The following is a 25,996-nucleotide window of genomic DNA, read 5'->3' on the forward strand; positions in this document are numbered from 1 at the left end:
TGGAGTGATCTATCCTTTTTATGATAGCCTCTTACTCACGCCCAGGAAGCGTATTATGAACAAAAGGAGGAGCTGGCTTCAATTCCGGCTTTTCTCCAAAAGCTTTTGCTTCGTTCACATATTCAAACGCTTCTCCGTCCGGGGCTTTCTCCTTCAGCCAGTTTTGCTCGGCGCTTTCTTCACCTTCAGAGAAATTGATAAGCTGATGAGAGAATTCCTGTTTCTCGAGCGCTTTCGGGAATGTACCCGGAACAACCGGACCTTCCTGTGCTTCTAATTCTTTAATAGCGGCCAGCCATTGGTTTTGGTGCATTGTGTCACGCGCCAGCAGGAAGCTGAGCATGTCCTTGACGCCTTTGTCATCCGTCATTTCAAACAGGCGTGCAACCTGTAGACGGCCTTGTGATTCCGCATTCAGATTGGCGCGGAAGTCTGCCAGCAGGTTTCCGCTCGCTACGATGTAGCCTCCGCTCCATGGTACGCCTGTACTGCTTTCCGGCATGGCGCCTAGTCCTGATACAATGGCATGGTGAGGGTTCATGCCTCCCATGATGGAACCAATGACTGGATCATCAGCCGCTTTTTCCTGTTCATCAAGCGGGGCATCCTCAAGAAGTCTGGCGATCATGGTAGCGATCATTTCAACGTGCCCGATTTCTTCAGTTGCCGTATCCATCAGCAAATCCTTGTATTTTTCATTTCCTCTTGTATTCCAGCCTTGAAATAAGTACTGCATGGCAACTGAAATTTCTCCGAATTGCCCGCCTAAAATTTCTTGCATTTTTTTAGCGAATAATGGATCTGGACGATCTGGCTTAGCAGGATGCTGCAGCTTTTTCGTATGCTTAAACATGCTCCCATCTCCTTTTTCGTTTATCTCTTTTTATATTTCCGATCGTTTGAAAGATAAACGAGAAGCAGCGTATCGAGATGGGGATTACGAATCCTTTCGCAGCTCCAAAAGCTCCTGAATCAGCTTCCGGCCGAAGATGGGCTCGTACTGCCGGTAAACAGGATCAAGGCGCTTCATCCAATCTTTTTTCTCTTTATCTGACAGCTCGTAGATTTTAATAGAAGAATGTTTTTTGATTTCTTCCAGCTGCTCCTTGTTCATTTTTTCGGCATACGTTTCATTCCACTCCGTTGTTTCCTTCATCGCTTCAGTCAAAATACGCCTTGTTTCCGGTGTTTGCGCGTTCCAGAAATGCTCATCAGTCATGACAGCATAGCCGAGATAACCGTGGCTGCTTATTGTCAAATAGTCTTGAACATTATAAAATTTTTTAGAATAGATGTTTGAGATTGTATTTTCCTCGCCATCTACTATATTGTTTTCTAACAGCTGAAAAGTAGAATTGAAAGATTCCTGGTGGGGTGCTGCACCAAGCAGCTTGAACTGGTCCTCTATCACATTACTTTGCATAATGCGCAGATCTTGTCCTTTTAAATCATCGGGTGTTTTGACCGGGCCTTGATTCGTGGTGATTTGCTTAAAGCCGTTTGTCCAGTACGCCAGGCCCTTTAATTGGTTTTTCTTTAAGGAATCAAACAGCTGTGTTCCAATTTTTCCGTGCAGCCCTTTTTTAACGGCATCATAGTCTGTAAACGCATACGGAAGATCAAGAACTCCCCATTCAGGAGAGAGCATACCGAGCTTCGATGTGGAGGGGGCGATAAATTGCACGTCGCCATTTTGCAATGCTTCGATTTCTTCAATGTCCGAATACAGGCTTCCATTCGGGAACACTTCAATTTTCATTTTCCCGCCTGATTTCTCGTTTACGAGCTCGGCGAATTTGTTGGCGGCCAGCCCTTTTGGCGTGTTTTCAGCAACAACGTGGCTGAATTTGAATACGATTTGATCCTGTAAGCCTTCCTGGTCGTCATCATATACAATCTCTTCGCCGCTGGACCGGTCATGGAATCCGATAAATAAAGCGGTTGCAATTCCGGCGATCATCAGACCGAGACATGCAAGCAAACTCTTCATGAAAAGCCCCCTCCCTTATGTTAAGAATAATGGGGCAGATGTGATTCGTAAAGACCTGAAAGGAGAAGCTGATGAACAAAAAAAAGCTCTCAATCCGCTGGAAAATCACGATCCTTTCCTACATACTCGTCATTTTCTCCTTTTTGATCGGCGGCATTGTGCTCATAGGCAATATTCAGCATACTGAGGAAAGGGAGCTGAAAAAAAGGCTGATGAATACGGCTCGGACGGTGTCGGAGATGACCGAAGTGAAAGAGGCGTTATCGCGAAAAGAACAAACAGAAGCCGTCCGTCATGCGGTTGAAGAGATCCGTATGATCAATGAAGCAGACTACATTGTCGTCATGGATATGGATCACATTCGCTATACTCATCCTGTCACCACAAACATCGGAAAAAAGTCAAAGGGTGCAGATGAAGAAGCAGCGTTTGCGGAGCACATTTATTTCTCAGAAGCAACAGGCGAGATCGGGACGGCTGTCCGGGCCTTTTATCCGGTAAAGGATCAGGATTTGAACCAGGTCGGCGTAGTACTCGTTGGAAAAACACTGCCGGGGATGGCTGATATATTGTTTCATTTAAGAAGGGATATCGCCTTCATCGTAGTGCTGACACTCGGGTTCGGCCTGGCGGGTTCGTTCCTGCTGGCCCGTCATATCAAAAAACAAATGTTTCAGCTCGAGCCCCATGAAATTGTCAGAATGTATGAAGAGCGAACCGCTACCTTTCACTCTATGAACGAAGGCGTGATCGCTATTGACAACCGGCATATCATCACAATATTTAATGAAAAAGCCAAACAGATTTTTGAGGTGCAGGGCGATCTGGTCGGAAAGGTGATTTGGGATGTACTCAAGGATTCGCGTTTGCCCGAAATCGTGGAACGGAACAAGGCGGTTTATAATGAAGAAATTCGTGTCAGCGGAAAGGTCATCATGAGCAGCAGGATTCCGATCGTCATGAAGAAAAAAGTCATCGGTGCCGTCGCGATTTTTCAGGACAGAACGGAAGCGGCCAAGATGGCTGAGGAATTGACGGGTGTCAAAAACTTTGTCGAAGCGCTCCGCGTCCAAAATCATGAGCATATGAACAAGCTCCATACCATCGCAGGCCTGATCCAGCTCGGGAAATCTGAAAAAGCGCTGCAGCTGGCGTTTCAGACTTCAACCGAGCAGGAAAACGTCACAGAATTTCTGCATCGCTCCATTCAAAATGACGCCGCGGCGGGGCTTTTGTTAAGTAAAATCAGAAGGGGAAAAGAGCTCGGCATTGCTGTGCATATTGATGAAAACAGCAGCCTGCAGCAATTTCCCGAGCATGTTGACCAGCATGATATCGTCGTGCTTCTCGGCAACCTGATTGAAAATGCCTTCGGCTCGTTTGAAACCGTTCAGTCTGATGACAAACGAATTGACATCAGCATTGAACAAACGGAGGATATCCTTGCGATTTTAATAGAAGACAACGGATGCGGGATTCAACACACACATATGCCGTACCTTTATGAAAAAGGATTTACAGTGAATAAAACAGGCGGCACAGGCTATGGCCTCTATTTAGTCAAGCAAATAACAGACAAAGGATCGGGTGCGATAGAGGTCGATTCACACCCGGGACAGGGAACGTCTTTTTCAATCGTTTTTCCGATGAAGGGGGAGGAAGCGCAGCATGGCTCGTAAGGAAATCAAGGTTCTGCTCATTGAAGACGATCCGATGGTTCAGGAAGTCAATAAGGATTTCATAACAACCGTTAAAGGCTTTACCGTCTGTGCGCAAGCGGGAAACGGGGACGAAGGCATCAAGCTGATCAAAGAACAGCAGCCCGAACTCGTGGTTCTGGATGTATACATGCCAAAAAAAGACGGGATCAAAACCTTGCAGGAGATCAGAAAGCAAAAGCTTGAGGTAGATGTCATCGTCGTATCCGCTGCAAAAGACAAGGAAACAATTGCTCTTATGCTGCAAAATGGAGCAGTTGACTATATCTTAAAACCGTTTAAGCTCGAACGGATGAGACAGGCGCTTGAAAAATATAAGCGGTATAAACAAAAAATAGAGGAAAACGACACGCTGTCCCAGGATCAGCTTGATGCCATCCTCAATATCCCGCAGCAGGCCGTACAGGATCTGCCGAAGGGGTTGAATCATTTTACGATGAATGAGCTCATTGCTTTTTTGAAGCAGCAAACGTCGCCTCTTTCTGCTGAAGAGGTTGCCAAGGCTCTCGGCATCGCCAGAGTGACAGCGAGACGCTATCTTGATTATCTCGAAAAGAACGGAACGATTCAGCTTGATGTTCAGTACGGAGGAGTCGGACGCCCCGTCAACCGCTACATATTTAAAGTGTAAACCCGAGACCAAAAAGACCAAAATGTCCGTTATGAACATAAACTTCCCCGTCTCTAATGAAAACGCTATCATTCTAGTAAGAAAGACACAAAGGCGACTAGGACAGGGGAGGGAGAATATGAAACTGTTTAAAAATTTAACAGTTCAAGTCATAACCGCGGTCATCATCGGGGTCATTGTCGGATTGGTTTGGCCGGATGTCGGGAAAGAAATGAAACCGCTTGGCGATACCTTTATCAACGCTGTGAAAATGGTGATCGCTCCAATCATTTTCTTCACAATCGTTCTCGGGATTGCAAAAATGGGCGATATGAAGAAGGTTGGAAAAGTAGGGGGAAAAGCATTTATCTATTTCGAGGTTGTTACGACCCTTGCACTCATTATCGGTTTATTTGTCGTCAATATTATGAAGCCGGGTGCGGGCCTCGATTACAGCAAGCTTGAAAAGGGAGATGTCTCACAATACACCCAAAATGGCGGTCAGGGGATCGACTGGGTTGAATTTGTCACACACATCGTACCGTCCAACATGGTTGATGCCTTCGCAAAAGGGGATATTTTGCAGGTCTTATTCTTTTCCATTCTTTTCGGAGTCGGTCTAGCGGCATTAGGTGAAAAAGGGAAAAGCGTCATTGATTTCTTTGATAAAGTTTCACATGTCTTTTTCAAAATTATCGGCTATGTTATGCGTGCCGCTCCAATCGGTGCATTCGGAGCGATGGCGTATACGATCGGGCACTTCGGACTCGATTCCATCAAGCCGCTTGCCAGCTTAATGCTGTCCGTGTATATCACAATGTTCCTGTTCGTGTTTGTTGTTTTAAATATCATCTGCAAGCTATACGGATTCAGCCTGTGGAATTACCTGCGCTTCATCAAAGATGAGCTTCTCATCGTGCTCGGCACAAGCTCTTCAGAATCGGTTCTTCCGAGAATGATGGATAAAATGGAACGCTACGGCTGTTCAAAATCAGTCGTCGGGCTCGTTATTCCGACCGGGTATTCGTTTAACCTTGACGGAACATCCATTTATTTATCAATGGCGACTGTCTTTCTGGCTCAAGTGTTTGGAGTGGATCTCAGCATCGGCCAGCAAATTACGATTATCCTCGTTCTGATGCTGACTTCGAAGGGGGCAGCCGGTGTGACAGGAAGCGGATTTATCGTTCTTGCGTCAACGCTGTCAGCACTTCAGGTCATTCCGCTTGAGGGTCTTGCGCTTCTGCTTGGTGTCGACCGTTTCATGAGTGAAGGAAGAGCGATTGTGAACCTGATCGGAAACGGAATCGCCACAATCATCGTTGCAAAAAGCGAAAAAGAATTCGATGAAGCAAAAAGCGTGGAGGCTGTGGAAGGCATGAAAAAAATGAAAACAGCAGTCTGAAAAAAAAACGGCCCATTATGGGGCCGTTTTTTTAATTGTTTAAGAATAATTAAGGTGAGGACAGAGACCTCAGCATTTTTTTGTTATATAATTTACAAATGGATACTATATTGAATGAAGGACGTTTGTCCTAACAGGAGTGTATAAATGGCCGCTTTAGTAAAATTTTTTCAGCACCCGGGAGTAAGGCGTTTTTCCATCTTTGTCGTGTTAACTGGTGTGTTATATCTATTTAAGAGCATGATCAACTTAATATTGCTGACCTTCATTTTCACATTTCTTATGGATCGTTTGGAGCTTGTCGTCCGGCAGTTTTTAAGCCGGTTCTTCCGCGTGAGCCAGCGGGTTGTCATTACGTTTCTCTACATTTTGCTGGCCGTGCTGCTTACAGTCGGAGGGTTTGTGTTTTATCCGGTCGTTGCCGCACAGATTCAGCAGCTGATCAAGCAGATTAAACATATTGCGTATCATCCAAGCAGCATTCCTTTCTTTGATGAGATCACAAGTGTTTTCGGAGATATTAATATCAGTTCGTATGTCAAAGAGGGTTTCAATGTACTTTATACGTATCTGGCCGATATCAGCACATTCGGCTTGCAGATCGTGATGGCGCTCATTCTCAGCATGTTCTTCTTATTTGAGAAAAAACGGCTGTCTGAATTTATGGAGCAGTTTAAAACGAGCAAGCTTGCTGTTTTTTATAATGAGATTGCTTTTTTCGGAGGTAAATTCGCGAGAACGTTCGGCAAGGTGCTTGAGGCACAATTTATCATTGCGCTCGTGAACTGCATACTGACTTTTATTGCGCTCTGGATTATGCACTTCCCTCAGCTGTTGGGGCTGTCCATCATGGTTTTCTTTCTCGGATTGATCCCAGTAGCAGGCGTTGTCATCTCCCTGATCCCGCTTAGCATTATTGCATACAGCACAGGCGGCGGAATGTATGTGCTTTACATTGTGCTTGTCATTTTCGCCATTCATGCGATTGAGACATATTTCCTCAATCCGAAGCTGATGTCAGCGAAAACAGAGCTGCCGATCTTTTTCACATTTACAGTCCTGATTTTTTCTGAACACTTTCTCGGCATTTGGGGCTTAATTATCGGGATTCCGATCTTTGTATTTCTCCTTGATATTCTTGATGTAACCAACAAGGAAAATAGGCCTAAAAGACCTCGAGAGAAAAGTAACAAAAAATAGTTTACAAAATTGGATATTTTCTGTATAAATAAAACTACATCATACAAAAGTAAGCCACACGCTTAATCCTTTTTAAAAGGAGTGGGGGACCCAATCGTTTGGGGTTCATTTTTCATCTGAAAAACGGACATCTCTTCGTCCGAACCCGGCAGCTAACCTCATCAGCGTGAAGAGAGAATCCTGTGGTTTTATGATACAGCCAAAGCCCGCGGGAGTCTCTCGCGGGCTTTTTTTCAAAAAAGGAGGAATGCGGATGAAACTGGCAAGAAAGATCATCATTGCATTGGTTCTGGGTGCCGTCACGGGGATTATTCTTAATGTAACATCACCTGAATTATTTGAAAATTTGAATAAGTTTGTATTCGGTCCTCTTGGCACCATCTTTTTAAATCTCATTAAAATGCTTGTCGTACCGATTGTTTTTTTCTCTCTTACATTAGGAGTTGCCGGGCTTGGCGATCCTAAAAAGCTTGGCAGAATCGGTGTGAAGGCCATTTCTTATTTTCTCATCACGACAGCGGTGGCGATTACGATCGGGCTTATACTGGCGCTTGTCATTAAGCCGGGTGAGTTCGGCACTTATGATGTCTCATCCGCTAAATTCGAGGCAGAAGAAGCGCCGAGTGTTGCTGACACACTTCTGAACATGATTCCGGCCAATCCCGTTCAAGCGATGACCGAAGGGAATATGCTCCAGATTATCGTGTTTTCCATTTTTGTCGGACTCGGGATTACGATGCTAGGCAAAAAAGCGGATATGCTTTTGAAAGTCGTGGAGCAGGGCAATGAACTGATGATGTATCTGGTCAACCTGGTCATGAAGTTTGCGCCATACGGCACGTTTGGTCTCATTGCGACAGCTATCGGCAGCCAGGGATTCAGTGCAATAAAAGCGATGGGGCTGTACATGATTGTTGTTACACTGTCTCTTGTCATACATGCAATCGTCACATACGGTTCAACAGTGGCTCTTTTAGCAAAAAGAAATCCGATTACATTCTTTAAAGATTTCTCAGAAGTTATGGTCGTTGCGTTCAGTACCTCAAGCAGCAATGCAACACTTCCGGTATCAATGGATGTAGCCCAGAAAAAACTAAAAGTGCCTGAGCCGATCAGCAGCTTCGTTCAGCCGCTCGGGGCGACGATTAACATGGACGGGACAGCCATTATGCAAGGGGTGGCCACCATCTTCATTGCACAGGTATTCGGACATGATCTTACATTTACGCAATTGCTGATGGTGATATTGACGGCTGTATTAGCAAGTGTGGGAACTGCGGGTGTTCCGGGAGTGGGTTTGATTATGCTCGCTATGGTGCTTCAATCAGTCGGCTTGCCTGTTGAGGGTATCGGATTGATCCTCGGAATAGACCGCTTGCTCGATATGCTTCGCACAGTGGTCAACACAACAGGAGACGCGGCCTGTGCCGTCATCATTACAGAAACAGAAAAGAACAAACAGCCGGAGCAAGCACCGACTCTATCGGTTTAACCAAACATTTGGAAGCAACAAATGCTATAATACAAACAGTGCCTATTTTTAGGCACTGTTTATTTTTGTCGAAAAAAGGAGGAAGGCTTTATGGCTGAGCCGATTTTACATATTGAAGGCCTTGATAAAAAAATAGGGTCTAAACAGATTTTAAAACAGATCAGCATGGACGTCAGGCAGGGAGAGATTATCGGTCTTCTCGGTCCGAACGGTTCCGGAAAAACGACACTCATCCGCATCATCGTCGGGCTGTTAAAACAAAACAGCGGAAGTGTGGCCATCAACGGATTCAAGCATGATACTGAGTTCGAACAAGCGATGGAAGCTGTCGGCGCGATTGTGGAAAACCCTGAGTTTTACCCGTACCTGTCAGGCTGGGAAAACCTTAAACACTTTGCAAATATGCACAAAAAGATAACTGATGAAAGACTGGACGAAGTGGTGGAACGAGTCGGGCTGACGTCAGCAATTGATGATAAGGTGAAAACCTACTCCCTCGGCATGCGCCAGCGTCTCGGCATTGCTCAGGCAATTCTTCACCGGCCGAAGCTTCTCATTTTAGATGAGCCGACAAACGGTCTTGATCCTGCCGGTATGAAGGATTTTCGCGACCATATTAAGGAGCTCGCCGAAGAGGAAGGAACAGCGGTTTTATTCGCCACTCATTTATTGCGTGAAGTTGAAGACCTGTGTGACCGTGTGATCATCATACAAAAAGGCGAGATCAAAGCAGAAGTGAGCCTGAATGGAGCCGGTCAGAAAACGGAAAAAGCCGTTATTGAAGTGCAGCCGGCGCAAAAAGCGCTCGATTGGCTGACGGGCAATGGATACACAGCTGAACGTAAAGACGGCTCCATCGTGGTGGATATAGCGAAAGAAAATATACCAGAGCTGAACCGCTCACTAGTCGGACAAGGACTGAACGTATTTTCAATTATGCATTATACGCAGTCACTGGAAGACGAATTTATAAAAGCGACAACCGCTCATCAAGAGGAGGGAGAAGAGCTTGTCTAAATTAATATGGAATGAACATATGAAACTCTTTAATCGGAAAGTCACATTTGTTTCGCTTATATTGATGGCCGTATTTCAATTTTTCATGGCGCTGATCATTAAACGGATCGTTATCAGTGCCGGAACTGACGAAAACTTCATCGGCTACTTTTCCTATACACCGAGCCTGAATATCTTGCTGCAGGCGTTAACCATTGTCATTGCAGCGACGATTATTTCTAATGAATTTGATAAAAAGACAATCAAATTTCTGCTTATTCGCCCGGTCAAGCGGCAAAAGGTCTTTTGGTCGAAACTAATGACAGTTGTAATGGTCAGCTTCTATCTTTATCTGGCATACTACATTCTGGCTTTATTATTCGGTCTTGTCTTTTTTGGCACGTCCGTGACATCTGAATCAAAAACATTGTTCATCAACACATTGGAGCTAATCGGCACAAACTGGCTTGAAGCGGTGCTGATGGGATTATTCGGTTTGCTTTGTTCATCACTGTTCCGCAACAGTGCCATTTCAGTTGTTGTTTCTTTTGTTGTTTTATATGGAGCAAGTTCACTTGTGCAAATCATGAAGCTGTTTGAAAACAAATGGGGAAGCTTTTTGCTTTTTGCAAACACGGACTTCACTCAATACAAAAGCGGACAAACGGCTCTGTTTTCAGGCATGACGCCATTGTTCTCTGTAGGGATTATTGTGATTCATGCTGTTTTCTTCATTGCCGTTGCCTGGTGGAGTTTCTGCAAACGGGATGTTCGAATCTAAAGGCAAGGAATGACATTTTTGTGAAAAAGCTCACGTAAATCAATATCATTCGATGTTTTGGTTTATAATAAAGGTACTGACGGAGGTGTCTCGAATTGAGGAACTTTATTACCGCTTTACCGATTGTATTGCTGCTTGGATTCTCATTTGTGTCATTCATGTTTCAGTTTGAACATCTTGTATATTTCAGGCTCGCGCTGGGGTTGTTTTCTCTCGTGGGGCTGTACATGATATATAAAATGAAGACGGGTATCCGTTATTTTATCATATATCTGTATGCAAGCTGGATTGTGCTTGCGGCAGTTACTGCCTTTGAAGAGCCGATTTTCTCAAGCTTTTTCTTCGGCGGATTGGTCATGACAATGGGTTACCTGACTTATATGCTCATTTATCTCGGTATGAAACAAGACCGGGATGCAAATCCGGTTTAAACACGCTGTTCCCTCGGGAACGGCGTGTTTTTCTATCGTGGACAAATTGTTAACAGTTGCGGAATCATGGCTGGAAATCTATAATACATATTAAATTTATCGGAATTGAAAAAATGGGGGGCTGCCGGATGTCATTATTTGTACGGAACGAAAAACAGCGGCAATGGATAGAGAAAATAGGACAGCTAGCGGATGAATTTCAGCAAACAGCCGCTAAGGATGATGAACAGGGACGATTTCCTGCCGAAAAAATACAAAAACTGCTTGATTCGGGATATACGGCGATAACCGTGCCAAAATCCCATGGAGGAGCAGGAATGTCTGTTTACGACATGCTGCTTTTTCAAGAGCGGCTTGCACGGGGAGATGCTCCTGCAGCTCTGAGCATCGGCTGGCATTTAAGCATGATGGGAGAGCTCGGAGAAGGAAACAGCTGGGATGAAGATGTGTTTGCGTTTATCGCAAAGGAAGTCCAAAACGGCGCCGTGATCAATAGAGCAGCGACAGAAGCGAAAACCGGGAGCCCGACCAGGGGAGGACGCCCCGGGACTGCCGCCGTCAAAAAGGACGGCAAATGGGTGGTGAATGGAAGAAAAACGTTTACGACAATGTCGCAAGCGCTTGATTATTTTTTAGTGACGGCATGGATTGAAGAAAAACAAACAACAGGTGTCGTGTTGGTTCATAAAAATGATCCTGGTGTATCAATTGAAGAAACATGGGATATGATGGCGATGCGGGCTACCGGCAGCCATGATCTTGTATTAAACGAGGTAACGCTGGAGGACGATAAACTGGTGGAGCTGCTTCAAGGGCCGCGGGGAGCAAAGCCAAATGGCTGGCTGCTCCATATTCCGGCGGTTTATCTTGGCGTGGCTCAAGCTGCTAGAGACTATGCGGTGCGCTTTGCCTCCGAGTATTCTCCAAATAGTTTGAAGGGACCGATCAAGGATGTTCCGGCCGTTCAGCAAAGAACAGGCGAAATGGAGCTTGAATTGCTGAATGCCAGACACTTTCTTTTTCATGCGGCTGAATTGTATGACGATCCGGAGCGCCGCCCTTACTTGAAGAGTGAGCTCGGTGCGGCAAAACATATCGTCACAAACGCCGCGCTTTCTGTTGTAGACAAAGCGATGAGAATTGCAGGGGCCAAAAGCCTCGAACGCACCAATCCGCTTCAGCGCTATTACCGGGATGTGCGCGCCGGTCTCCATAACCCGCCGATGGACGACGCGGTCATTCAAAAGCTGGCCGCAGAAGCTTTCAATACATAAAAAAGAGCCTTTGCCGGCTCTTTTTTATGTATTGTTTTGTTCCTGGAGATTCTTCTGATGCTTGCGGTCAATTCTGTCGTAAATGACGTTCATCAGCTTTGGATTGCCCATGATCGCCTCTTTGTTTTCCTGGATCAGCTGTTGGTAGGTTTTTATTTTACGCTTTGGCATGCCCTGGCGCCTCCTGACAATGTTTTGTATTCACTTTCCAGCTCCATCAGCGACAATTCATACAAATGACGCTTTGACTTTTTGTATATACCATTCTGTATTAACAGATGAATGAGATGCTTTTTTCTGATTTCTGCAGACTGAGGTGTCATTGTGTCACCAACCTCCAATCAAACGATATTGATAATCATTATCAATTAACCTCAGTATACAATGTCCGCCACAGCCTGTAAAGGTGAAAACAGTCCTATTCTTTCGTAAGTAAGCAAACCTTCAACATATCGACAAAAAGTTTCCCGGGCAATAATTTGCTGTCGAAATTTCCCTCCCCGTTGAGAATCGCTGCTGCTATTTTTCATGTTTTTAACCATACTATGTAATAGAATGGAGGCTGGTATTCAATGGGGAGGACAGATAATCTTAAAAAGGGAGAAAAAGGAGCACTCCTCAATATTTTGGCATATATCATTCTTGCTGCAGTAAAGCTGACAATCGGAATACTGTATCATTCTGAAGCGCTGAGAGCAGACGGGTTAAACAATGGGACAGATATTGTAGCGTCAATAGCGGTGCTGATCGGACTGCGTATTTCCCAAAGGCCGGCTGACAGTGACCATCCATATGGCCATTATCGGGCTGAAACAATTTCGTCCCTTATTGCGTCTTTTATTATGATGGCTGTTGGAATTGAAGTGTTAATCGGCGGAGGAAAAGCGATTGCGGGCGGCACATCAGAAACGCCAAGCCTTATCGCGGCGTGGACGGCTTTAGGCAGTGCAGTGTTTATGTACGGCATCTATTTATATAACAAAAGACTCGCAGCATCCATTAAAAGCTCTGCACTTATGGCGGCGGCGAAGGACAGCAGGTCAGACGCATTTGTCAGTGCCGGAGCGTTTATCGGTGTTTTTTCTTCCCAGCTGCAGCTGGCCTGGATAGATCCGGTTACGGCTTTTATTATTGGAATCATCATTTGCAAGACAGCCTGGGATATCTTCAAAGACGCTTCGCATTCATTAACGGACGGGTTCCATTTGAAAGATCTTGAACCTTATAAACAGACTGTCGGCCGGATAGAAAATGTGCATCGTCTTAAGGACGTGAAAGCGCGATACTTGGGCAGCACAGTACATATAGAGATGGTCATTACAGTGGATCCGAAGCTGACAGTAGAGGAAGGCCATGGGGTCGCAGATGAGGTAGAAAACAAAATAAAACATGAACACGATGTCACTCATGTTCATGTTCACGTAGAGCCCGACGACATAAAATAGGGCTGCTTATCGAATTAGCTTATATGTTCTGATAAGAATTCAGTCACTTCTTCAGGCGTTTTGGCATTGGCGCTGTGAAGATGGCCTGTTTTTTCTCCATTTTTGAAAATGAGCAGGCTTGGAATACCCATTACCTGATATGTTTCAGCCAGTTCAGGAAGCTCGTCCTTATTCAGCTCGTACCAATCGTTTTGATTGTACGTTTCCAAAATATCGCCGATGAACATATTCATGCGTGTGCAGTCAGGGCACCAATCAGCATAAAACTTTACAATGATTTCTTTATCAGATTGAATCAATTCATTAAATTGTTCTTTTGTTGTGATTTTTTTCATATGTCACATCTCCTTTTCAATGCCATTTTAATATAAAATAAAAAGGAATTACATACAAATGCATTCAGCTTCAGCATGCCCAAAAATAATTAGATCATTTTCTTGTGAAAGTGATAAGATAGTAAAGATGAATTGTAGTGGGGGGAGTATCCATTGAAAACAAGTCTAGGATTAGTGTACGGCGGTAAGTCAGCCGAACATAATGTTTCGCTTCAGACAGCTCTGGCTGTAACAAAAGCGCTAAATACTGAGAAGTTTGATATACATCCAATTTATATAACTGAAAAAGGCGAATGGATAAGAGGCGCACGTTTAACAGAGCCTGTTTCCAACGTAAAAATGCTTCAGCTTGAGCAGGGCGGAACTGCTTTTTCTCCATCTGCTCTCAACCAGGAGATGTTTCCGCAGGAAGTGTCACAACAAAATGAAGCAATTGATGTCGTCTTCCCGCTCCTGCACGGCCCGAACGGAGAGGATGGAACGATTCAGGGAATGCTTGAACTTTTAAATATTCCTTATGTCGGCAACGGTGTGCTCGCTTCCTCAGCTGGTATGGATAAAGTTGTCATGAAGCATTTGTTTGCGCAAGCCGGCCTTGCACAGGCGAAATACACAGCCTTCCTTAAAAAAGACTGGACTCGTTCTCCAGAAGAAAGCTGCGAGCAAGTAGAACAAGAATTGGGCTACCCTTGCTTCGTGAAGCCGGCCAACCTTGGCTCAAGCGTCGGAATCAGCAAATGCCGAAACCGTGAAGAACTGCAAAAAGCGTTTGAGCTGGCGTTCCAATATGACCGGAAAGTCGTAGTCGAAGAAGGCATCAACGGCCGCGAAATTGAAATCGGCGTTCTCGGAAATGATGATCCTAAATGCTCTGCAGTTGGAGAAATCGCACCTAAGACAGATTTCTACGATTACAAAGCGAAATACGAGGATGGAGACACTGACCTGATTATTCCTGCGACTGTAACAGATGAGGAATACGCGAAAATCAGTGACATGGCGATCAGAGCGTTTAAATCAATTGACGGTTCAGGACTTGTCAGAGCGGACTTTTTCCTGACAGCTGACGGCGAAGTGCTGATCAATGAAGTAAACACGATGCCTGGTTTTACACCGTTCAGCATGTTCCCGCTTCTCTGGAAAGAAGCCGGAGTTGAATACGCTGACCTCATTGAACAGCTTGTAGAGCTGGCTAAAGAACGCCACGCTGAAAAGCAATTGATTAAACATACATTCTAAATGAAGACGGACACTGCCGGTAAAAGGGCAGTGTCTTTTCCCGTATATCACCAAAAGAAAGAGAGGGACCTTACTTGATTAAGCGAACCGTAAAAAAAATTGCCGAAATGGTCAAAGGCACACTGACAAACCCGCAATATGAAAATACAGTCATTCATGGAGTTGCTACAGATACAAGAAAGCTGGAAAGCAATCAGCTTTTCATCCCGCTGAAAGGGGAACATTTTAACGGCCACACTTTTGTGCCGCAGGCTTTTGAAGCTGGTGTGTCTGCCGTTCTGTGGAACCGCTCGGAACCAAATCCGCCCGAGAATCAAGCTGTGATTCTGGTGGAAGATACATTGTCTGCGCTCCAGCAGCTTGCAAAAGCTTATTTACAGGAGCAGGGCACACGTGTCATCGGGGTAACAGGAAGCAACGGCAAAACGACGACCAAAGACATGATTCACACTGTCCTGCAAACGCGGTACCGCGTCCATAAAACAGGAGGAAACTTCAACAACCATATCGGGCTGCCGCTTACAGTGTTAGCGATGCCAGAAGATACAGAAATTGCTGTACTGGAAATGGGAATGAGCGCAAAAGGAGAAATTGACCTCCTGAGCCGCCTGGCAAATCCGGATGCGGCAGTGATAACGAATATCGGCGAATCCCACATGCAGGATCTTGGTTCAAGAGAAGGCATTGCGGAAGCGAAACTGGAAATTATCAACGGCCTGAAAGAAGACGGTGTGCTGATTTATATCGGAGACGAACCGCTCTTGCAAAAAGACTACAGCTGCCAAACAAAAACGTATGGTACTGGAGCGCAAAACGATTATCAGCTGCAGGATGTCAGCCAGAGTGAAGCGGGAACCCATTTTACGATCAAAGGCATAGAAAAAACGTTTTTTATCCCTATACTGGGCAAACATAATGTGATGAACGCCATGGCGGCAATCGCCGCAGCGGCTTATTTCGGCATCACGCCTGAGGATGCAGCAAAAGGATTAAGCGGCCTGAAGGTCACCGGCATGAGACTTGAATTGATGAAAACAGACAGCGGCATTTCTATTATTAATGACGCTTATAACGCGAGCCCGACGTCGATGAAGGCTGCAATCCAACTGACAGAAAGCCTTGAAGGATACGGGAAGAAAATGGTCGTGCTCGGAGACATGCTTGAACTCGGCGATCTTGAAGAAACGTTCCATAAGGAATGCGGCGCTGTGATCAGCCCGGACAAAATTGACCACGTCTTTACGTATGGAAAACTGGGGGCATTTATCGCGGAAGGTGCGATGGAACATTTTAGCGAAGAACGCATCAGCCACTTCAGCGACAAAAAAGATCTCACTCAGGCCCTGAAGAATAAAGCGGCAAAGGGAGATTTGATTTTATTCAAGGCGTCAAGAGGTATGAAGCTTGAAGAAATCGTTAAAGATTTAATGGAGAGCCCGTTTTCTTAAAAAATCCTGCGGAAAAAAGCAGATTGCAATCATAAAATAAAAATGATGTGCAGACACTAATGTATGCCGGCCCCAAATAATTTATGTATGACCGGCTGAGGCTATGGTACAATAATGACAGGTTTATTTCGCGATACGAAAATATGTATACGGACCGCCATCCGCTGACCTTAGGTTTTCCGCGGACACAAGGAGCGGGATTGGGCATCGTCCGGCATATTTGGTTAGCAGGTCAGCGAGCGCATTCAAAATGCTGATCTGCTTACCGCGTTATTGAAAAACAAGTAGTGTAATGGTAAGATAAAACTTAAAGTAATTCGGGCTTTGTATACGTAAGGATCCTGTCCTTTTTCCATGGAGGGCAGTTTTTAAGTGGTAAATCACGACATTACTGAAACAGCAATTAGAAGGAGTTTGAATAATTTGACTATAACGTTTCAAGATTTTCAATTAAGTTCTGATCTCATGAAGGCAATTAACCGTATGGGATTTGAAGAAGCAACGCCGATTCAGGCACAAACGATTCCGCTCGGACTTTCAAATAAAGATGTCATTGGACAAGCGCAAACAGGTACAGGTAAAACAGCTGCGTTTGGTATACCCCTTGTTGAGAAAATTAACCCCGAGTCTCCTAATATTCAAGCAATCGTAATCGCACCGACCCGTGAACTAGCCATTCAAGTATCTGAAGAATTATATAAAATCGGACAAGATAAACGTGCGAAAGTTCTTCCTATTTACGGTGGGCAGGATATTGGACGACAAATCCGGGCGTTAAAGAAAAATCCGCATATCATTGTCGGAACACCGGGACGTCTTCTTGACCACATTAACCGCCGCACGATTCGTTTAAACAATGTAAATACTGTTGTAATGGATGAAGCGGATGAAATGCTGAATATGGGGTTCATCGACGACATCGAATCTATTCTTTCAAATGTGCCGAGCGAGCATCAGACGCTTCTGTTCTCAGCTACAATGCCAGCGCCGATCAAACGCATTGCAGAGCGTTTCATGACTGAGCCTGAACACGTAAAAGTAAAAGCAAAAGAAATGACTGTTTCTAACATTCAGCAGTTCTATTTGGAAGTACAGGAACGTAAAAAGTTCGACACACTGACTCGTCTTCTTGACATTCAGTCTCCTGAGCTTGCGATTGTATTCGGACGTACAAAACGCCGTGTTGATGAACTGGCAGAAGCCCTGAACCTTCGCGGATATGCAGCTGAAGGAATTCATGGTGATTTAACGCAGGCGAAACGTATGGTTGCGCTTCGCAAATTTAAAGAAGGTGCAATCGAAGTACTTGTTGCAACTGATGTTGCAGCTCGCGGACTCGATATCTCAGGTGTTACACACGTGTACAACTTCGACGTGCCTCAAGATCCTGAAAGCTATGTTCACCGTATCGGAAGAACAGGCCGCGCAGGTAAAACAGGTATGGCGATGACGTTTATCACACCGCGTGAGAAAAGCATGCTTCGTGCAATTGAACAAACAACGAAACGCAAAATGGACCGCATGAAAGAGCCGACACTTGATGAAGCGTTAGAAGGCCAGCAGCAGGTTACAGTTGATCGTCTTCGTACGACAATCAGCGAAAACAACTTGAACTTCTACATGACAGCGGCAGCTGAGCTGCTTGAAGATCATGATGCAGTGACAGTGGTTGCAGCGGCTATCAAAATGGCTACAAAAGAGCCGGATAGCACACCTGTTCGCTTAACAGACGAAGCGCCGATGATCGGCAAACGCTACAAAAACCAACGCACTTCCAAACGCAGAGACGGACAAGGCGGCGGCTACCGCGGCGGTAAAGGGAAAAGCAGCAACCGTTCTTCCTATGATAAAAAGCGTTCAAACGATCGCCGTTCTTCAGGTGACAGACGCCAGAAAAAATCATACTAATTCTGTAAAGAATTTAAGAGCCTAAAACATGTGTTGTTTTGGGCTTTTTTTATGTTCAAAAATTCATGGCCATTAAGCAAATTTTCAGCTGACGGAACCGTTTTTTCTATGTATGCTTAAAGATGAAACTTTTTCTGCATAAGCGCGTATAAGTAACGATGAGAAAAACGGGAGGTAGGTATTTTGAGAAAGCAGCCAAAAAACCAAATCAGTCCAGACGGATTAAAGGTTTGGCGACTTCAAGAGATAATCATATCCGCTGTCTGCTTGCTTATTGTCATAGCAGTTGCAGTGTTAAGTTATTTTTTCCATTGGCCGTACTGGATCAGCGGCGTGCTCGGCGCAGTTTGGCTGCTGGGTTCGGTTGTGACGATTTATCTGATTCCAAAGATCCGGCACAAAGTGTGGCGTTATGAAGTTCATGAAAACGAAATAGATATTCAATCAGGTATCTTTGTTGTGACACGCGTGATCGTGCCGATGGTCAGGGTTCAGCACGTAGACACCTCGCAAGGGCCGTTATTAAGAAAATACAATCTGGCGACAGTGAAAATCTTCACGGCGGCAACTGTGCATTCGATTCCTGCTTTAGAGATGGAGGAAGCGGATCAGCTGAGAGACTCCATTTCGCGCCTGGCAAGGGTGACTGACGATGATGTCTGAACCGAAACGCCTTCACCCGGCGGCAGTCATTTTGAATTTATCCCATACCATTATTCAAACGATAAAAAATATTATTCTGCCATTCTTTTTTGTGTATATCGTCAACTCTAATCACACTGTCCGTTTTTACGGAGCCATCGCGCTCGGCGTTTTGTTCATCTGGCTCGTGGCAGCAAGCATCATCAAATGGAGAAAGTTTTCCTATCGAATCGAAGATGATGAATTCAGAATCGAAGAAGGCTTGTTTGTGACGAAAAAGAGGTATATATCGATTGACCGGATTCAAACGATGAATACGAGTGCGGGTGTGGTCCAGCAAATTTTCAAGCTTGTCAAACTGCAAATTGAAACGGCTGGCGGCGGCAAAGAGGCGGAAGCGGTATTGTCGGCTATTTCAGTTGAAGAAGCTGAAAGAATCAAAGAAGCTGTATTTAAGAAAAAAGCAGAAAGAAATCCAATCGATACCGATGAAGGCCTGTCAGAAGATAAAGAGGCGCTCCCGGATGCGGAGCCGCAGGTGAACTACAGCATGAATGCAAAAGAATTACTTATGGCCGCTTCAACATCCGGAGGAATCGGCGTGATTATCTCTGCTGTATTTGCGCTCATTTCTCAGCTGGATGAGGTGCTGCCGATGGATTGGCTCTTCAAAAAATTCTCCTTTCTGCAGCACGCCAATATAGGCATATACGCCGTACTTATATTTATTGGTTTATTTATCACCTGGATTCTCAGCATAGCCGGCATGATGTTCAAATATGCTAACTTTCAAATCATGAAAAAAGAGCAGGAATTGGTGATCTCAAGAGGTATTATTGAAAAACACCAAGTCACCATACCGCTTCGCAAAATACAAGCCATCAAAATAAAAGAAAACATCATCCGCCAGCTTTTCGGTTTTGCGACGGTGTCAATCGTCAGCGCGGGCGGCGGAGGAGACCCGGAAAAAGCAGAGGGCGCTTCGACCATTCTGTTTCCGATGATCCACAAAAAAAAGCTTCCTGGCATGCTGCGTACTTTTACGCCGGAATACACGCTGGAAGAAAATCGCCGCCATCTGCCGCGGCGCGCATTGAAGCGGTACTTATTCCGCTCAACCATTTTCTCCATCTTTTTCATCATTCCGCTGTGTATTTTCTTTCAGCCATGGGGTTATCTCTCGATTGTCCTGCTGCCGATTGAATTGTTTTTCGGGTATCTTGCTTATAAAGATGCGGCCTGGGTGATCAGCGGAGACCGTCTCCAGCTGACATCGAGATTTATCGGCAGAACGACTGCAATTGTGTTGAGAAAGCGAATGCAGGTATGCAAAGCGAGCCAATCTTATTTTCAAAAGAAGGGGAAGCTGTATACCATTTCCACTTCGGTAAAATCGTCAAGCCATATGGAAGAATTAACGGTGAGAGATGTGGGAGAAGAGGATGCAGATTTCATTTTAAATTGGTACTCATATGAAAAAGCGGACGGTTAATACCGCCGCTCTTTTTTTTGCACACATAAAAAAGACAGGAGAAACCCGCCGCAAAGTCCAAACAGGTGGGCCATCATGTTAATATTGGAGTTGATAAACGACATGAGAACGGCAAAGGCAAGCAATGTGATAATCATTTTGGAGTTGTCCTGCCCGATCAGCTCTTTACGATAAAGAACCATAAACAGATAAACGCCGAACAGCCCGAAGATCGCGCCGGAAGCTCCGACATGCACATAATCAAGCGGTTCTGTAAAATACGTGCCGATGTTTCCGATCATTCCGGAACCTGCATACACAAGAAGGAAACGCGCTTTTCCGAGCATTCGTTCCAGAGCCGGCGCAAATAAAAAGATGGACATTGAATTAAACAGCAAATGGGTAAACCCTGCGTGAAGAAAAATCGGCGTGACCAGCCGCCACCATTCACCGTTAGCGACGCCAAGGTTATAGCCTGTGACAGCGTCTCTCCACAACACGACTGAAGGAACAGGAAGTGAAAAGAACAGCCAGAGAACGGCCTGAGCAGCCAATATAAAGGTGACGACGGGATAAAGCCTGATAAAGGTTTGAAAGTTTTCAGTCCGTATAAACATGCTGAGCCCCATTTCATCATTTTGGTATTTCTATAGTAACACGTTTATGAGACAAACCATTCAAATAGTACAAGCGCAAAGGAGGGTGTAAAACATGATTTACGGTATAGGATTAGACATCGTGGAGCTTAAGCGGATCGCTTCAATGGCCGATCGCCAGAAACGATTTGCCGAGCGTATTTTAACAGGCGGCGAACTTGCTCAGTATCATGAGCTTTCTGAGAAAAGAAAAATTGAATTTCTCGCAGGAAGATTTGCGGCAAAAGAAGCTTTTTCGAAAGCATTCGGCACAGGAATAGGCAAGAATTTAAGTTTTCAAGATATTGAAGTGACAAAAGATTCGAATGGCAAGCCTTTTATTGTTTGCGCAAAGCTGAGCCAAGCCGCCGTTCATGTGTCAATCACTCATACGAAGGAATATGCGGCTGCACAGGTTGTTATTGAAAGGTTGTCAAGCTAGTCTGCATATTAGGGACACCCCTCTCATATATTTGATAATGCATTAAGGGAGACGAGTTGTTTGAGGCTTTTATGGTACGCCTCTGTTCTGTTTAACCGTGTACCGAGCGTACCGTTAAAGTCAAACAAGCGATTTCTTCCTTTTACATCAATTGAGAAAAAGGGGTTGAAAAAGGTGAGAAAAAGCTTTGTTTTGCTTTTAACGGGACTGCTGGCTGTCCTTATTCTTTCTGCCTGCGGACAAAAATCACAGGAAGATGTCGTTACCGGGCTGGACGAGAAGGCGAAAGAATATACCTCGTACAAAGCAAAAGCAAAAATGACCATTGAGACAGGGAGTGACCCGCAAGTATACAATGTGGAAATCTGGCACAAAAAACCGTCTCTGTACCGGGTCTATCTGGAAAATCCGAAAAAAGACCAAAACCAAGTCATTTTACGAAATGAAAACGGAGTATTTGTTCTCACACCGTCTTTAAATAAGAGCTTCAGGTTTCAAAGCGACTGGCCAAACAACAGCAGCCAAGTCTATTTGTTTGAATCGCTTGTAAAGGATATTCAAAACGATTCGGATGCAGTCTTCACTTCAAAAGAATCAGAATACGTATTTGAAACAAAAACCAACTATCAGCATAACAAAATGCTTCCGACACAAGAAATCACATTTAACAAGAAGGACATGAGCCCGCTATCTGTCAAAGTCATGGATACCGACCGAAAAGTGATGGTGAAAGTAGAGTTCAGCAGCTTCCAATTCAATAAGCAATTTGACAAAGAGTCCTTTGATGAAAAGAAAAATATGACCCTTTCTCAAATGGATGTCGCCACTAGCGCGAAGCCTTCCGACTCTTTTGCCGTCAAAACGCCGCTTGAACTGCCGCTAGGCGTAAAACTGCTTGAAGAAAAAGATATTTCAACGGAAGATGGCAAGCGCGTCATCATGACTTACGGCGGAGAAAAATCGTTTACCTTAATTCAGGAAAAAGCCCAGGTTGCGAAAGCGTCCTCCTCAGTCACGCTGAACGCGGAACCGGTGAATCTCGGCTACACAATCGGCGCTTTGTCAGATGCTTCGCTAACATGGACTTATGAAGGCGTGGATTATCTTCTGTCATCAAAAGATCTTTCACAAGAGGAGATGGTGACAGTCGCCAAAAGCATGAAGGGACAATCATCCAAATAATCTCCTAAAGGCCGAATCAAATTTGGCCTTTTTTTCGTCAGGCAGAATTTCACTTTGCCCTATAATTTTAGTATGATATGTAAATGATATTGAATAAACGCTAGGAAGTGTCATAAATGAGCACAAAACCTTTTTACAGAGACACGTGGGCGGAAATTGATCTGTCCGCGATTAAAGAAAATGTAAGTAATATGAAAAAACACATCGGTGAACATGTCCACCTGATGGCGGTTGTGAAAGCAAATGCCTATGGACATGGGGATGCAGAAGTAGCGAAGGCGGCTCTTGAGTCAGGTGCTTCATGCTTAGCCGTGGCGATCTTGGATGAAGCGATTTCTCTTCGCCAGCGGGGCCTGAAAGCGCCTATATTGGTGCTCGGCGCGGTTCCTCCGGAGTATGTGAAAATCGCGGCGGAATACGATGTGACGTTAACGGGTTATTCTGTTGAATGGCTTCAGGAAGCTGCGCGCCACCTCAAGAAAGCTTCCCTTCATTTTCATCTGAAAGTCGATACGGGAATGAACAGGCTCGGTGTGAAAACAGAAGAAGAGATTCATCACGTGATGAAAATTCTGGAGCGCAACCCGGGCTTAAAATGCAAAGGGGTCTTCACTCATTTTGCGACTGCTGATGAAAAACAAAGAGACTACTTTCTGATGCAGTTTGAACGCTTTAAAGAATTGATTGCTCCTCTGCCTTTAAAGAAAATGATGGTTCACTGCGCCAACAGCGCCGCCGGCCTGCGTCTGAAAAAAGGCTTTTTTAACGCGGTCAGATTTGGCATCGGCATGTACGGCCTGCGTCCGTCAGCGGAAATTACCGATGAAATCCCGTTTAAACTGCGTCCCGCATTCACCCTGCATTCGACCCTGTCGCATGTCAAAAAGGTACATAAAGGGGAAAGTGTCAGCTACGGGGCGGAATACACAGCGGAAAAAGACACATGGATCGGAACGGTACCTGTTGGCTATGCGGACGGCTGGCTCCGCCAATTAAAGGGAACAGAGATACTCGTGAAAGGAAAACGGCTGAAAATCGCCGGCCGAATCTGCATGGACCAATTTATGGTGGAGCTGGATCAGGAATATCCGCCGGGCTCAAAAGTCACATTGATCGGCTGCCAGGGGGATGAATATATTTCCATGGATGAGGTCGCAGGCAGGCTCGAAACCATTAACTACGAGGTGGCTTGTACAATAAGTTCCCGCGTTCCCCGTATGTTTTTGGAAAATGGGAGTATAATGGAAGTAAGAAACCCTTTATTGCAGGGGAATGCAAGCGAATAGCTCATATCACGATAGAGAATTTTTAAAACAGCTTTGCTTGAAGAGTGAATAATGGTATCATTATCACTGGATGGATAAAAGAGTCGTATCCGTAAGTTTGGTGGAGGTGTATGTTTTTTGTCTGAATCCAGCGCAAGAACCGAAATGAAAATCAGCTTGCCCGAAAACCTAGTAGCTGAATTGGATGGTGTAGCGATGCGGGAGAAACGAAGCAGAAACGAACTGATATCACAAGCAGTGAGAGCCTATGTCAGCGAACGAACAACTCGTCACAACCGTGATTTGATGAGACGCGGCTATATGGAAATGGCGAAAATCAACCTGAACATTTCTTCCGAGGCTCACTTTGCGGAGTGCGAGGCTGAAACGACAGTTGAGCGCTTAGTCAGCGGAGGATAATCATTTGATTGTGAAACGCGGCGATGTTTATTTTGCTGATTTATCTCCTGTTGTTGGCTCAGAGCAAGGCGGGGTGCGCCCGGTTTTAGTGATCCAAAATGACATCGGAAATCGCTTCAGCCCAACTGCTATTGTTGCAGCCATAACAGCCCAAATACAGAAAGCGAAATTACCAACCCACGTCGAAATTGATGCAAAACGCTACGGTTTTGAAAGAGATTCCGTTATTTTGCTGGAGCAAATTCGGACGATTGACAAGCAAAGGTTAACGGATAAGATTACTCATCTGGATGATGAAATGATGGATAAGGTTGATGAAGCCTTACAGATCAGTTTGGCACTCATTGATTTTTAGTAATATTTACCTGGTTGCTCAAATAGAGCAACTTTTTTTGTTTTCAAAAAACATTAACGATATAATAGTGGAATAAGAAAAAATATGTTGTTTTTTATCGGGAGGTAAGCGAATTTGATGTCGAATCAGACTGTCTATCAGTTCATAGCCGAGAATCAAAATGAACTGCTTCAATTGTGGACTGACACACTAAAAGAATTAAGTGAACAAGAATCATATCAGCTGACTGACCAAGTTTATGAAAATATATCTAAAGAATATATCGACATTCTGCTTTCATCTGTTAATGATGAGAGCGCTGCTGAAAGCCAAATCAGCGAACTGGCGCTGAGAGCCGTCCAAATCGGACTTTCTTTGAAGTTTCTGGCTACGGCGCTTGCTGAATTCTGGAAGCGTCTCTACACGAAGATGAACGATAAGAGATTGCCAGATCAAGAGAGTACGGAATTAATCTGGCAGATTGACCGCTTCTTCAGTCCGATTAATACAGAAATTTTTAATCAGTACTCCATCTCATGGGAAAAAACAGTATCCCTGCAAAAAATCGCACTGCAGGAGCTTTCTGCGCCGCTGATCCCGGTTTTTGAAAATATAACGGTCATGCCGCTGGTCGGAACGATTGATACGGAACGCGCAAAACGAATTATGGAGAATCTGCTTAACGGCGTTGTCAAACACCGTTCCCAAGTCGTGCTGATCGATATTACCGGTGTGCCTGTCGTCGATACGATGGTTGCCCATCATATTATTCAGGCGTCTGAAGCGGTAAGGCTTGTCGGAGCGAAATGCCTGCTCGCCGGAATCCGTCCGGAAATTGCTCAGACCATCGTCAATCTGGGCATTGATTTATCCCAAGTTATTACTAAGAATACCCTGCAAAAAGGAATTCAAACAGCATTGGAAATGACGGATCGAAAAATCGTTTCATTGGGGGAATAATATTGTGAGACATCCGAAAATCCCGATCTTGAAACTGTATAATTGCTTATTAGTATCTATTCAATGGGAACTAGATGATCAAACCGCATTAACCTTTCAAGAAGACTTATTAAATAAAATATACGAAACAGGTGCAAACGGGGTCGTCATTGACCTGACATCTGTGGATATGATTGATTCATTTATCGCCAAAGTGCTGGGTGATGTCATCACAATGTCTAAGTTAATGGGCGCAAAAGTTGTCTTAACCGGCATTCAGCCCGCCGTTGCGGTGACGCTGATTGAACTTGGAATTGCGCTTGAGGAAATCGAAACGGCGCTCGACTTAGAGCAAGGGCTTGAGACATTGAAGCGGGAATTGGGGGAATAGCGA

27 protein-coding genes, 1 pseudogene and 1 riboswitch are annotated in these 25,996 nt (G+C 44.8%); of the genes and pseudogenes, 22 read left to right on the plus strand and 6 right to left on the minus strand.

Translation table 11 applies throughout. The annotated features are described in order from the left end of the window. Nucleotides 1–31: 31 nt before the first annotated feature. Nucleotides 32–853: a manganese catalase family protein gene (locus NYE43_RS02505; protein ID WP_024120276.1), complete on the minus strand. Its 822-nt coding sequence runs from the start codon at nucleotides 851–853 to the stop codon at nucleotides 32–34. Nucleotides 854–937: 84 nt separating this feature from the next. Then, complete coding sequence (locus tag NYE43_RS02510) at nucleotides 938–1,990, minus strand: TRAP transporter substrate-binding protein (protein ID WP_185848263.1); 1,053 nt, start codon at nucleotides 1,988–1,990, stop codon at nucleotides 938–940. 71 nt (nucleotides 1,991–2,061) lie between these two features. On the opposite strand from NYE43_RS02510, the gene dctS reads away from it, so the two are divergent. From dctS to NYE43_RS02555, 9 genes are all read left to right on the plus strand, one after another. Continuing rightward, nucleotides 2,062–3,669, plus strand: coding sequence for a two-component system sensor histidine kinase DctS (gene dctS / locus NYE43_RS02515; RefSeq protein WP_044161761.1), 1,608 nt, complete (start codon nucleotides 2,062–2,064; stop codon nucleotides 3,667–3,669). After that, the gene (locus tag NYE43_RS02520) at nucleotides 3,659–4,339 is read left to right on the plus strand and encodes a response regulator (protein WP_101860311.1); all 681 of its coding nucleotides are present in this window, start codon (nucleotides 3,659–3,661) and stop codon (nucleotides 4,337–4,339) included. Before dctS ends, NYE43_RS02520 begins: the two co-directional genes overlap by 11 nt. Nucleotides 4,340–4,457: 118 nt before the next feature. Beyond that, nucleotides 4,458–5,723 carry a C4-dicarboxylate transporter DctP gene (dctP, locus tag NYE43_RS02525; protein ID WP_059353128.1) on the plus strand — a complete coding sequence of 422 codons (1,266 nt, stop codon included), beginning with the start codon at nucleotides 4,458–4,460 and terminating at the stop codon, nucleotides 5,721–5,723. Nucleotides 5,724–5,870: 147 nt separating this feature from the next. Beyond that, nucleotides 5,871–6,923 (plus strand): AI-2E family transporter, encoded by a 1,053-nt coding sequence (locus NYE43_RS02530; RefSeq protein ID WP_024120281.1) that lies wholly within the window; start codon nucleotides 5,871–5,873, stop codon nucleotides 6,921–6,923. A 49-nt stretch (nucleotides 6,924–6,972) separates the two neighbouring features. After that, nucleotides 6,973–7,104: riboswitch (cyclic di-AMP (ydaO/yuaA leader) on the plus strand. A 72-nt stretch (nucleotides 7,105–7,176) separates the two neighbouring features. Continuing rightward, nucleotides 7,177–8,415 carry a dicarboxylate/amino acid:cation symporter gene (locus tag NYE43_RS02535; protein ID WP_024120282.1) on the plus strand — a complete coding sequence of 413 codons (1,239 nt, stop codon included), beginning with the start codon at nucleotides 7,177–7,179 and terminating at the stop codon, nucleotides 8,413–8,415. Between the two features lie 90 nt (nucleotides 8,416–8,505). After that, complete coding sequence (locus NYE43_RS02540) at nucleotides 8,506–9,432, plus strand: ABC transporter ATP-binding protein (RefSeq protein WP_341060791.1); 927 nt, start codon at nucleotides 8,506–8,508, stop codon at nucleotides 9,430–9,432. Continuing rightward, complete coding sequence (locus tag NYE43_RS02545; protein ID WP_024120284.1) at nucleotides 9,425–10,192, plus strand: ABC transporter permease; 768 nt, start codon at nucleotides 9,425–9,427, stop codon at nucleotides 10,190–10,192. The genes NYE43_RS02540 and NYE43_RS02545 overlap by 8 nt, the downstream gene beginning before the upstream one ends. Before the next feature lie 95 nt (nucleotides 10,193–10,287). Next, the gene (locus tag NYE43_RS02550; RefSeq protein WP_003225151.1) at nucleotides 10,288–10,623 is read left to right on the plus strand and encodes a hypothetical protein; all 336 of its coding nucleotides are present in this window, start codon (nucleotides 10,288–10,290) and stop codon (nucleotides 10,621–10,623) included. 128 nt (nucleotides 10,624–10,751) lie between these two features. Next, on the plus strand, nucleotides 10,752–11,897 hold the full coding sequence (locus NYE43_RS02555; RefSeq protein ID WP_341060793.1) for an acyl-CoA dehydrogenase family protein: 1,146 nt from the start codon (nucleotides 10,752–10,754) through the stop codon (nucleotides 11,895–11,897). A 24-nt stretch (nucleotides 11,898–11,921) separates the two neighbouring features. Here NYE43_RS02555 and fbpB read toward each other — a convergent pair whose 3' ends face one another. Continuing rightward, entirely contained in the window at nucleotides 11,922–12,068 is a 147-nt protein-coding gene (gene fbpB / locus NYE43_RS02560) for a Fur-regulated basic protein FbpB (RefSeq protein ID WP_010333101.1), read from the minus strand. Further along, nucleotides 12,055–12,220 (minus strand): annotated as a pseudogene (locus NYE43_RS02565) (Fur-regulated basic protein FbpA). The gene fbpB and the pseudogene NYE43_RS02565 overlap by 14 nt, the downstream one beginning before the upstream one ends. Before the next feature lie 249 nt (nucleotides 12,221–12,469). Here NYE43_RS02565 and NYE43_RS02570 point away from each other — a divergent pair. Further along, nucleotides 12,470–13,342 (plus strand): cation diffusion facilitator family transporter, encoded by an 873-nt coding sequence (locus NYE43_RS02570; RefSeq protein ID WP_024120288.1) that lies wholly within the window; start codon nucleotides 12,470–12,472, stop codon nucleotides 13,340–13,342. Nucleotides 13,343–13,356: 14 nt separating this feature from the next. Here the strand turns inward: NYE43_RS02570 and NYE43_RS02575 are convergent, their stop codons facing one another. Beyond that, nucleotides 13,357–13,677, minus strand: coding sequence for a thioredoxin family protein (locus NYE43_RS02575; RefSeq protein ID WP_010333104.1), 321 nt, complete (start codon nucleotides 13,675–13,677; stop codon nucleotides 13,357–13,359). Nucleotides 13,678–13,830: 153 nt separating this feature from the next. On the opposite strand from NYE43_RS02575, the gene NYE43_RS02580 reads away from it, so the two are divergent. The 5 genes from NYE43_RS02580 (at nucleotide 13,831) to NYE43_RS02600 (ending at nucleotide 20,406) form a co-directional block, all read left to right on the plus strand. Further along, nucleotides 13,831–14,916, plus strand: a complete 1,086-nt coding sequence (locus tag NYE43_RS02580; protein ID WP_024120289.1) for a D-alanine--D-alanine ligase — start codon at nucleotides 13,831–13,833, stop codon at nucleotides 14,914–14,916. 74 nt (nucleotides 14,917–14,990) lie between these two features. After that, nucleotides 14,991–16,364: a UDP-N-acetylmuramoyl-tripeptide--D-alanyl-D-alanine ligase gene (locus NYE43_RS02585; protein WP_185848261.1), complete on the plus strand. Its 1,374-nt coding sequence runs from the start codon at nucleotides 14,991–14,993 to the stop codon at nucleotides 16,362–16,364. 423 nt (nucleotides 16,365–16,787) lie between these two features. Beyond that, a complete protein-coding gene (gene cshA / locus NYE43_RS02590; protein ID WP_024120291.1) occupies nucleotides 16,788–18,272 on the plus strand; it encodes a degradosome RNA helicase CshA in 1,485 nt (494 codons plus the stop codon). A gap of 183 nt (nucleotides 18,273–18,455) precedes the next feature. Next, nucleotides 18,456–18,935, plus strand: coding sequence for a PH domain-containing protein (locus NYE43_RS02595; protein ID WP_095714124.1), 480 nt, complete (start codon nucleotides 18,456–18,458; stop codon nucleotides 18,933–18,935). Further along, complete coding sequence (locus tag NYE43_RS02600) at nucleotides 18,925–20,406, plus strand: PH domain-containing protein (RefSeq protein WP_024120293.1); 1,482 nt, start codon at nucleotides 18,925–18,927, stop codon at nucleotides 20,404–20,406. Before NYE43_RS02595 ends, NYE43_RS02600 begins: the two co-directional genes overlap by 11 nt. Here NYE43_RS02600 and NYE43_RS02605 read toward each other — a convergent pair. Then, nucleotides 20,403–21,002, minus strand: a complete 600-nt coding sequence (locus tag NYE43_RS02605) for a rhomboid family intramembrane serine protease (protein WP_024120294.1) — start codon at nucleotides 21,000–21,002, stop codon at nucleotides 20,403–20,405. The two genes, NYE43_RS02600 and NYE43_RS02605, sit on opposite strands and share 4 nt — an antisense overlap. 94 nt (nucleotides 21,003–21,096) lie before the next feature. Between NYE43_RS02605 and acpS the strand changes: the two genes are divergently transcribed. The 7 genes from acpS to rsbS all read left to right on the plus strand — a co-directional run bounded on the left by acpS (nucleotide 21,097) and on the right by rsbS (nucleotide 25,993). Continuing rightward, on the plus strand, nucleotides 21,097–21,462 hold the full coding sequence (gene acpS / locus NYE43_RS02610) for a holo-ACP synthase (RefSeq protein WP_024120295.1): 366 nt from the start codon (nucleotides 21,097–21,099) through the stop codon (nucleotides 21,460–21,462). Nucleotides 21,463–21,627: 165 nt separating this feature from the next. After that, nucleotides 21,628–22,644: a LolA family protein gene (locus NYE43_RS02615; protein ID WP_082687822.1), complete on the plus strand. Its 1,017-nt coding sequence runs from the start codon at nucleotides 21,628–21,630 to the stop codon at nucleotides 22,642–22,644. Between the two features lie 116 nt (nucleotides 22,645–22,760). After that, entirely contained in the window at nucleotides 22,761–23,930 is a 1,170-nt protein-coding gene (gene alr / locus NYE43_RS02620) for an alanine racemase (RefSeq protein ID WP_024120297.1), read from the plus strand. 117 nt (nucleotides 23,931–24,047) lie between these two features. After that, complete coding sequence (endB, locus tag NYE43_RS02625) at nucleotides 24,048–24,329, plus strand: type II toxin-antitoxin system antitoxin EndoAI (RefSeq protein WP_003225183.1); 282 nt, start codon at nucleotides 24,048–24,050, stop codon at nucleotides 24,327–24,329. A 4-nt stretch (nucleotides 24,330–24,333) separates the two neighbouring features. Beyond that, complete coding sequence (ndoA, locus tag NYE43_RS02630; protein WP_003156187.1) at nucleotides 24,334–24,684, plus strand: type II toxin-antitoxin system endoribonuclease NdoA; 351 nt, start codon at nucleotides 24,334–24,336, stop codon at nucleotides 24,682–24,684. Between the two features lie 114 nt (nucleotides 24,685–24,798). After that, nucleotides 24,799–25,623 carry an RsbT co-antagonist protein RsbRA gene (rsbRA, locus tag NYE43_RS02635; protein WP_081638235.1) on the plus strand — a complete coding sequence of 275 codons (825 nt, stop codon included), beginning with the start codon at nucleotides 24,799–24,801 and terminating at the stop codon, nucleotides 25,621–25,623. A gap of 4 nt (nucleotides 25,624–25,627) precedes the next feature. Beyond that, nucleotides 25,628–25,993, plus strand: coding sequence for an RsbT antagonist protein RsbS (gene rsbS, locus NYE43_RS02640; RefSeq protein ID WP_003225190.1), 366 nt, complete (start codon nucleotides 25,628–25,630; stop codon nucleotides 25,991–25,993). Nucleotides 25,994–25,996 lie beyond the last annotated feature (3 nt).

Source organism: Bacillus sp. FSL R5-0434, from assembly GCF_038004745.1.
Lineage (GTDB): Bacteria > Bacillota > Bacilli > Bacillales > Bacillaceae > Bacillus > Bacillus halotolerans.

Excerpts from the sequence above, each read along its gene's own strand:
- NYE43_RS02505 (WP_024120276.1), bottom strand. The coding sequence starts at position 853 with ATGTTTAAGCATACGAAAAAGCTGCAGCATCCTGCTAAGCCAGATCGT.
- NYE43_RS02510 (WP_185848263.1), bottom strand. The coding sequence starts at position 1,990 with ATGAAGAGTTTGCTTGCATGTCTCGGTCTGATGATCGCCGGAATTGCA.
- dctS (WP_044161761.1), top strand. The coding sequence starts at position 2,062 with ATGAACAAAAAAAAGCTCTCAATCCGCTGGAAAATCACGATCCTTTCC.
- NYE43_RS02520 (WP_101860311.1), top strand. The coding sequence starts at position 3,659 with ATGGCTCGTAAGGAAATCAAGGTTCTGCTCATTGAAGACGATCCGATG.
- dctP (WP_059353128.1), top strand. The coding sequence starts at position 4,458 with ATGAAACTGTTTAAAAATTTAACAGTTCAAGTCATAACCGCGGTCATC.
- NYE43_RS02530 (WP_024120281.1), top strand. The coding sequence starts at position 5,871 with ATGGCCGCTTTAGTAAAATTTTTTCAGCACCCGGGAGTAAGGCGTTTT.
- NYE43_RS02535 (WP_024120282.1), top strand. The coding sequence starts at position 7,177 with ATGAAACTGGCAAGAAAGATCATCATTGCATTGGTTCTGGGTGCCGTC.
- NYE43_RS02540 (WP_341060791.1), top strand. The coding sequence starts at position 8,506 with ATGGCTGAGCCGATTTTACATATTGAAGGCCTTGATAAAAAAATAGGG.
- NYE43_RS02555 (WP_341060793.1), top strand. The coding sequence starts at position 10,752 with ATGTCATTATTTGTACGGAACGAAAAACAGCGGCAATGGATAGAGAAA.
- fbpB (WP_010333101.1), bottom strand. The coding sequence starts at position 12,068 with ATGCCAAAGCGTAAAATAAAAACCTACCAACAGCTGATCCAGGAAAAC.
- NYE43_RS02570 (WP_024120288.1), top strand. The coding sequence starts at position 12,470 with ATGGGGAGGACAGATAATCTTAAAAAGGGAGAAAAAGGAGCACTCCTC.
- NYE43_RS02575 (WP_010333104.1), bottom strand. The coding sequence starts at position 13,677 with ATGAAAAAAATCACAACAAAAGAACAATTTAATGAATTGATTCAATCT.
- NYE43_RS02600 (WP_024120293.1), top strand. The coding sequence starts at position 18,925 with ATGATGTCTGAACCGAAACGCCTTCACCCGGCGGCAGTCATTTTGAAT.
- NYE43_RS02605 (WP_024120294.1), bottom strand. The coding sequence starts at position 21,002 with ATGTTTATACGGACTGAAAACTTTCAAACCTTTATCAGGCTTTATCCC.
- acpS (WP_024120295.1), top strand. The coding sequence starts at position 21,097 with ATGATTTACGGTATAGGATTAGACATCGTGGAGCTTAAGCGGATCGCT.
- alr (WP_024120297.1), top strand. The coding sequence starts at position 22,761 with ATGAGCACAAAACCTTTTTACAGAGACACGTGGGCGGAAATTGATCTG.